The following is a 7,063-nucleotide window of genomic DNA, read 5'->3' on the forward strand; positions in this document are numbered from 1 at the left end:
GAAGAGTCCGGCGTTGGTTTTGCCACCGGCGCCACCATGGCCAACTTCACCGGCCTCGCCGCCGCCCGCTGGCGGCTCATGGCCGATGCCGGGTGGGACCTCGACGGCGACGGACTCGCCGGCGCGCCCCGGATCCGCTGCTTCGTGGGACAGGAACGCCACGACACCATCGACCTTGGCCTGCGCTATCTGGGCCTCGGGCGTCCCGCCGTGGTGCCGTCCGACCGGCAAGGACGCATCATCCCGGCCGAGCTCGATTGCGCCCTGGACCTCGCGCTCAGCGCGGGGGAGGGCAGCCCGGTCCCATTGCTCGTGTGCCTGCAGGCCGGCAACCTGCATTCGGGCGCCTTCGACCCCTTCGTCGAGGCCATCGCCGTCGCGAAGGCCCATGGCGCCTGGGTGCACGTGGACGGGGCGTTCGGACTCTGGGCAGCTGCTGTGCCCGAACTGTCCGCCCTGACCGCCGGACTCGGGCTGGCCGATTCGTGGGGGACGGATGCGCACAAGACYCTCAACGTGCCCTACGACTGCGGGATCGTGATGGTTCGTGACGCCCAGGCCCTGCGGTCCGCKATGGGGCTGCACACSAGCTAYCTGATCCAGGCCGCGGACGGAGCCGGCGACCCGTTCGAGAGCGTGCCCGAGCTCTCCCGGCGGGCRCGCGGCGTGCCGGTGTGGGCGGCGCTGAAATCCCTGGGCCGCGACGGCGTCGCCAGCCAGGTCCGGACGCTSGTGCAGCGTGCMGCGCAGTTGGCCGAACAGCTTGCGGCGCTGGACGGCGTCGAAGTGCTCAACGACGTCGACTACACCCAGGTGTCCCTGGCGTTCGGGGACGATGCYCTGACGCGGGCCGTGACGGAGCGGATCATSGGCGACGGCCGGGTCTGGATGTCCGGTTCACGCTGGCAGGACCGGGACATCCTTCGGATTTCGGTGAGCAACTGGAGCACGGACGACGYCGACGTCAGAGTCGCCGTCGACGCCGTCCGCGACGCGCTGGCGGCAGCGCGGGGCTAGCCTCCTGCCGCGTCCCATTGAACTTCGCCGTAKGCTTCCCCGGGCGCYCGGAGCTCCTGCGGGGCGGGCAGCCCCGGAAGTGTCCGGCCYGCCAGCGTGCTCGCCACCCACAGSGAACGGGCCAGATCGCCCTCRTGATGACGCAGCGAGGCATAGGAGAGGGCGTTCTCCACCTCCCGCGCCAGGCTCCACTGCCGGGCAGTCTCGGCGTCGAGGCCGGCTGCCGCACTGAAATCAGCGCASCGGGCGAGCAGGGCGCGCCCGGGATYCCTCTGCGGCAATTCACGGAGYCTGTTCCACAGCAGSGGGGCSACGGCAAACTCCGCCTCGCCGATCAGSGGCTGGGGATCGATCGCGGCGTACGAYTCCAGCTCCGCCGCCTGTCCGTTTCCTGGTTCCGGCACGCCGGGCCGGGCCAGGACGTTCAGGTAGTGCAGGTCCGCATGRACCAGGACRTCCTTCCCTGACCGCCTGCCCACGGCGCCGCGGGTCTGGCAGACCTCCAGCGCCGCCTCGAGCAACCACCKCGGGAACGGCCGCCCCAGYTGTTCCCACGTTGCGGGGAAGTCATCGCTCCACTGTTCGGCCCGGGCCGCCACGTGGTCYATTTCCTGCCACTGCGGGCGGTCGTCCGGGACCACGCTGAGCTGGCGGACCAGGCCACCCCACACCGTCACCGCCGTCTCCAAGGGGACATCCAGGAGCGAACGGCAGGCGTCGAGGCGCTCCAGGAGCATCGCGCAGGATCCGGCGTCGGCGGCCAGCAGCCGCACGGCGCCAYGGCCTCCCCACAGGGCCAGGGCGTGGTGCTCGCGGGTGGCTTCCTCATGCGGAAACGCCACCTTCAGWACGGCGGCGTTGCTGAAGCCGTCGGCGCTGCCGTGATCGGGKGATCCATCCGCGYCCCGGCGCCGCACGGGGATGACGACGCCGCCGTGACCGTTCCAGGGCARGGCCCCYGGCKCCAAATCCGGCACCAGCGCCCACTSATCGAGGAATTGTCCGATCAGGCCCGGAAGCGACGCCAGCCAGGCACGTCCGTCCTGTGTCCGGCCGTAGCGGCGGGAGAGATCGGGTGGAATGGGAACGTCTTGAATGGGGCTCACCGGACCTATCGTAGGTGCTGGTGCASTTCTTGCSGCCGGATTGGCTGCCCGGCASCGGGCCCGGCGGSCCTAGACGATGCCGCTCGCKCCGAGCGCGCTGCCGATCGCGAAGGTGCCYACCAGGGCCAACGCGCCGCCAATCACCACGCGGACGGCGGCTTTCAGCTTCGAGCCGCCGCCAATCCACGCGCCAACGGCACCTGTGGCCGCCAAAGCCACGAGCACAGCCACGAAGGTCAGCGGGATCCTGATGCTTTCCGGCGGCAGCAGGATGGCCAGCATGGGCAGTACCGCACCGCAGAGGAATGCGACGGCCGAAGCGAACGCCGCGTGCCACGGACTGACGATGTCGGCCTCGTCAATGTTCAGTTCGGCGGAGAGGTGTGCGCCGAGGGCATCGTGGGCGGTGAGTTCCTTGGCTACCGTGCGCGCCGTCGCGGGGCTGAGGCCCTTGCCCTGGTAGATCGCCGCGAGCTCCTCGAGCTCCTCCTCCGGCTGTTCCGCCAGTTCCCGGCGCTCCTTCTCGATCAGGGCGTGCTGGCTGTCCTTCTGGCTGCTGACCGAGACATAYTCGCCCAAGGCCATTGAGATGGCGCCGCCCACCACCCCCGCGGTGCCGGCGAGCAGGATTGGACCGGTATCGGATGTGGCGCCGGCGACGCCGACGACGATCGCGGCGACGGAGACGATGCCGTCATTGGCACCGAGGACGCCGGCGCGGAGCCAATTGAGGCGTTGCGCGATGTCGTTGTTGTGAGGCTCGTTCTCATGCAGTGCTGCGTCGCCGATCGTGTCCATGCCTACAGCAAACCACCCGGGCCGGAGCACTGCCAGTATTCCAAGGCTTACCAAAATTAGCCGAGGCTTGCCCGGCGTGTGGCCCGCTGCTTCAGCCCGCTACATCAGCCTGCTGCTTCACCCCGCTGCTTCASCCGGCCGGGTYARCCGGCCGGGTCAGCCGGCCGGCAGCGATTCCAACGCCGCGCGGTCCAGRCCCGGCAGGGCGCCGGGATCCGCGCCCCACAGCACGGCCCGCTTCCCCGAGCCGAGCAGGGCCGCGATGGCCCACTGCCGGGTCTCGCCGTCGCTGAGGGCCACGAGGTCGCCGTAGGCGGGAAGGGCGGCGGCCTCCAGGCTGCCGAGGCCCGCCGCGGGGGAGGCCAGGAAGGACYKGCCAAGCGCATAGCCGGCCTCGCGCGGCGGAACGGCGGCGCAGTGCAGCCGGCTRAGCATTTCCGCAYCGCTGAGGAGCTCGTCGTGGCGCGCCAGTTGCTCGGCCGCGGATTTCGCGGCGTCCCCGCCCAGCCGGGGCAGCGCCACCTGGTAGCCGTAGATGGTCTGGGCCTCGGTGCGGGCCACCGCCGCMAGGGCATCCCCAACACCCGATGCCGCTGCGGACTGCCCGGYTGATGACTGGGCTTTGGTGGACTGGTCTGTGGCCGAYTGGCCGGCAGCGGATTCGGACGGGCAMGTGCCGGACAACTGCGGGAAGGCTGMGTCGGCGGGTGGCGCCGCGGTTCCGGTGCCGGCCGCGASGGCGGACGCCTGCAGCAGCTGAGCGGTGCCGACGGCGGCCAACAGCCGTGCCATGCCGCCGTCGGCCACGGCAGCGTCCGCGAGTCGCTGGGTGCCGCTGTGTGCCAGGGCAGCTGCCAGCCCGGCGGGGGTCGAGGGCAGGGGTGCGGCGGACGGTGCGGCCGACGAGCCTGTCGTCGAGTCCGCCGTCGAGCCTGTGGACGGCGCCGGCATGCCGGAGGGCGTCGCGGAGGCCGAAGGCGTTGCCCGGCCSGAGTYCGTGGCCGCCGMGCCGGATGGATCCGGCAGGYTTTCCCCCGGTGCCAGCAGCGCGTGCGCCTGGGTTGTCAGCAAGGTCACAGTCCGTTCGACGGCAGGKTTCCCGGCACCGGCCGAGCGGTCCGATTTCCCTGACTGGTCGGCCGAATTGTCCGCAGAATTGCCTTCAGYGGCAGTGCCAAGGTGGCTGCCGGCGGCCAACAGCTGCAGGGTTTCAGCCAGCGCGGAGGCGCGTGCCTGTTCGGAAAAGGGCGGTTGCGCGGGTTCCGGGGGCCTGCCCGGCATCAGGGCCACCCCCAGGCTCACCACCACCAAGGCAAGGCACGCCAAAAGTGCGTAGCGGGGGAGCGTCCGGGGAATGTGATCCTGCCATCGCTTTTCCCTGGTGTCGTCGTTCACAACAGACCATGTTGTCATGCCGGCCCGGGACTGAAGTGCACCACGTCGCCCGGAAAATCGCTAGGCTAGTACACACAACATCATCTAGCGGGAGGCGGCCGGCATCATGACCAACGCAGAAGCCACGACTTCAACAGACCGGACCGGGACGGGGAAGGCTGAAGCCGCATCCGTTAACGTCGAGGCCGAGCGCCTGTATGCACTCCTGGAACCCGCCGTGCTGGCGAACCGGTTGTACCTGGAGGACGTATCCATCCATGTCGCCGGCGCCAACCGGGTGGTCCACGTAGTGGTGGACCTGCCGCAGGAGGAAACCGGCGGCGTCGGGCTCGACGTCATCGCGGAGATCTCCAAGACCCTTTCGGACACCCTGGACAACGATCCCAGCATGGACGCCCGACCCTATGAGCTCGAGGTCTCGTCCCCCGGCGTCGGACGCCCCCTGACCGAGGAACGGCACTGGCACCGCGCCCGCGGACGGATGGTCAACGTCAACGTGATCCAGGGCGACAACGTCACCGGCAGGGTCCAGTCCGTGGACGATGGGGGAGTCACCCTCGTCCCGGAAATTGCSGTCAAGAAGGGCATGAAGCCCAAGCAGGGCGAGCCCGTCAAGCTTCCTTTCGACAGGATCCGCAGCGGAAAAGTCGAGATAGAGTTCAGCCACCTCGAAGAGGCCGGTCTGGAAAAAGCAAACAATGGACCTTCTGAGGAGGCCTGATGGATATTGACATGAGCGCGCTGAGACTCCTGGAGCGTGAGCGTGAAATCCCGCTGGATCTCCTGATTCCCACGATCGAGCAGGCACTGCTGGTGGCCTATCACAAGACCCCCGGCGCCTTCGAAAAGGCCCGCGCCGAGCTCGACCGCAAGAGCGGCCACGTGACCATCTGGGCCACCGAGATCGACGACGACGGCGCCCCGATCGGCGAATTCGAGGACACCCCYGCGGGCTTCGGACGCATCGCTGCGAGCACSGCGCGGCAGATCATCCTGCAGCGCCTCCGGGACGCAGAGGATGACAACGTGCTGGGCCAGTTCAAGGGCCGCGAAGGTGAGCTCGTGGCCGGCACCATCCAGCAGGGCAACAACCCGCACATGATCCAGGTGAACCTGGGCACGGTGGAGGCGCTGCTGCCGCCGCCCGAGCAGGTTCCCGGCGAGAAGTACATCCACGGCAACCGGCTCCGCGCCTTCGTGATCGACGTCCACCGCGGCACCAAGGGCCCGTCCATCACGCTGTCCCGCTCCCACCCCGGGCTSGTCCGGAAGCTCTTCGAACTGGAAGTTCCCGAGATCGCGGACCGTTCCGTCGAAATCGTGGCACTGGCCCGCGAAGCCGGCCACCGGACCAAGATCGCCGTCAAGGCAAACACMCCCGGCGTGAATGCCAAGGGTGCCTGCATCGGCGAAATGGGTTCGCGCGTCCGGGCGGTCATGACCGAACTGAACGAYGAAAAGATCGACATCGTTGACTTCAGCGACGATCCCGCGACCTTCATCGCCAGCGCCCTCTCGCCGTCGCGCGTGAATTCGGTCACCATCACCGACGAAGCGACCCGCTCCGCACGTGTGGTCGTYCCCGATTACCAGCTTTCCCTGGCCATCGGCAAGGAGGGCCAGAACGCCCGCCTCGCCGCCAAGCTCACAGGGTGGCGGATCGATATCGTCTCCGACGCCGCGGTCAACAGCGGCAAATAGCCCGGAGCGCGCAAGCGCCGGCAGATGCACAGCGGGCCGCCGTGGCGGCCCGCTGTGCGTGCTTCATCTCACCGGTCAGCCGTGATGTCCCGGCTGSCCGGCACGCCCGGGTTCGGGACCCGGGCGCCGGAGGGGCTAGAATAGACATGACCGCGCCTAACGGCCGGTATCCGTGTGTCTTTGGCGCGTCTGGGTTTTTCCAGCTTGCCGGGGACGCGGTGATACACCAAGCAGTTGAACTGGCAGGAAGATACTCGAACGTGGCACATGTGCAACACCTCGGGGATCAGCCGCAGCGCACTTGTATCGGATGCCGACAAAAGGGATCGCGGTCGGAGTTACTCCGGCTCGTCGCCGGCGCCGGCGGTTCGTCCGCCGTCGTGGTGGATGAACGACGCCGGATGGCTGGCCGGGGAGCATGGCTGCACCCCAGCGAAAAGTGCCTGGCACTGGCGGTCAAACGTCGAGCGTTCGGTCGCGCCCTCAATGGCGCTACCGGTACAGCCGACGTGGAACGCCGGATCACTGCCGGCATGGAAGCCGTGGGCACCCCGGTGGCCGCAGCAACAACCGTCCAACCTGAAAGCGGGTCAGAAAACTGATGGAAACCCGATGAGTTCCCAGCGATGAGTGCGCAACGATGACAACTTTGTTGCGCTCTGCAATGGGCCTTTCAGCTGCATTCGCGGCGGAGGCCCGCAGTAAGAAGTAGACGGTTCGTGCCTGGCTCGGTGCGGACCGAGACAGGAGAAATGTGGCCAAGGTCCGCGTACATGAGCTTGCTAAAGAGCTCGGTATTACTTCCAAAGAYGCAGTAACCAAACTGCAGGAACTGGGCGAATTCGTTCGCTCCGCCTCTTCAACCATTGAGGCCCCCGTTGTGCGGAAACTGCGCAACGCCTACCCCGACGCCCCCGCAGCTTCGAAGTCCGAAGCTCCGGCGTCCGCCCCCCAGGCACCTGCCAGCCCGGCAGCGACCCGTCCGGCGCCTGCGCCTGGCCCCGCTGCGCCCAAGGCTGCCGAACCCAAGGCTGAAGCTCCGGCTC

8 protein-coding genes are annotated in these 7,063 nt (G+C 68.5%); 5 read left to right on the forward strand and 3 right to left on the reverse strand.

Annotation, left to right across the window (positions count from 1 at the left end; genetic code table 11):
* On the forward strand, positions 1–1,017 hold a 1,017-nt coding region (locus AC1DEY_RS22385), incomplete at its 5' end, for a pyridoxal phosphate-dependent decarboxylase family protein (protein WP_476869913.1).
* Here AC1DEY_RS22385 and AC1DEY_RS22390 read toward each other — a convergent pair.
* From AC1DEY_RS22390 to AC1DEY_RS22400, 3 genes are all read right to left on the reverse strand, one after another.
* On the reverse strand, positions 1,014–2,123 hold the full coding sequence (locus AC1DEY_RS22390) for an aminoglycoside phosphotransferase family protein (RefSeq protein WP_476869914.1): 1,110 nt from the start codon (positions 2,121–2,123) through the stop codon (positions 1,014–1,016). The genes AC1DEY_RS22385 and AC1DEY_RS22390 overlap by 4 nt on opposite strands.
* A 69-nt stretch (positions 2,124–2,192) precedes the next feature.
* Positions 2,193–2,921, reverse strand: a complete 729-nt coding sequence (locus tag AC1DEY_RS22395; protein ID WP_476869915.1) for a VIT1/CCC1 transporter family protein — start codon at positions 2,919–2,921, stop codon at positions 2,193–2,195.
* A 156-nt stretch (positions 2,922–3,077) separates the two neighbouring features.
* Positions 3,078–3,872: a DUF4439 domain-containing protein gene (locus AC1DEY_RS22400; RefSeq protein WP_476869916.1), complete on the reverse strand. Its 795-nt coding sequence runs from the start codon at positions 3,870–3,872 to the stop codon at positions 3,078–3,080.
* A gap of 550 nt (positions 3,873–4,422) precedes the next feature.
* Here AC1DEY_RS22400 and AC1DEY_RS22405 point away from each other — a divergent pair.
* From AC1DEY_RS22405 to AC1DEY_RS22420, 4 genes are all read left to right on the forward strand, one after another.
* Entirely contained in the window at positions 4,423–5,037 is a 615-nt protein-coding gene (locus tag AC1DEY_RS22405) for a ribosome maturation factor RimP (protein WP_441409403.1), read from the forward strand.
* A complete protein-coding gene (gene nusA, locus AC1DEY_RS22410) occupies positions 5,037–6,017 on the forward strand; it encodes a transcription termination factor NusA (protein WP_390204455.1) in 981 nt (326 codons plus the stop codon). The genes AC1DEY_RS22405 and nusA overlap by 1 nt, the downstream gene beginning before the upstream one ends.
* 146 nt (positions 6,018–6,163) lie before the next feature.
* Entirely contained in the window at positions 6,164–6,619 is a 456-nt protein-coding gene (locus AC1DEY_RS22415; protein ID WP_476869917.1) for a YlxR family protein, read from the forward strand.
* Between the two features lie 152 nt (positions 6,620–6,771).
* Positions 6,772–7,063: translation initiation factor IF-2 N-terminal domain-containing protein (locus AC1DEY_RS22420; protein ID WP_476869918.1), on the forward strand; the 292-nt coding region annotated here is incomplete at its 3' end.

The organism is Arthrobacter sp. 05T47, assembly GCF_056395825.1.

Bases quoted from the DNA above. Each gene is read 5' to 3' on its own strand.
- AC1DEY_RS22415 (WP_476869917.1), top strand. From the start codon at position 6,164: ATGACCGCGCCTAACGGCCGGTATCCGTGTGTCTTTGGCGCGTCTGGG.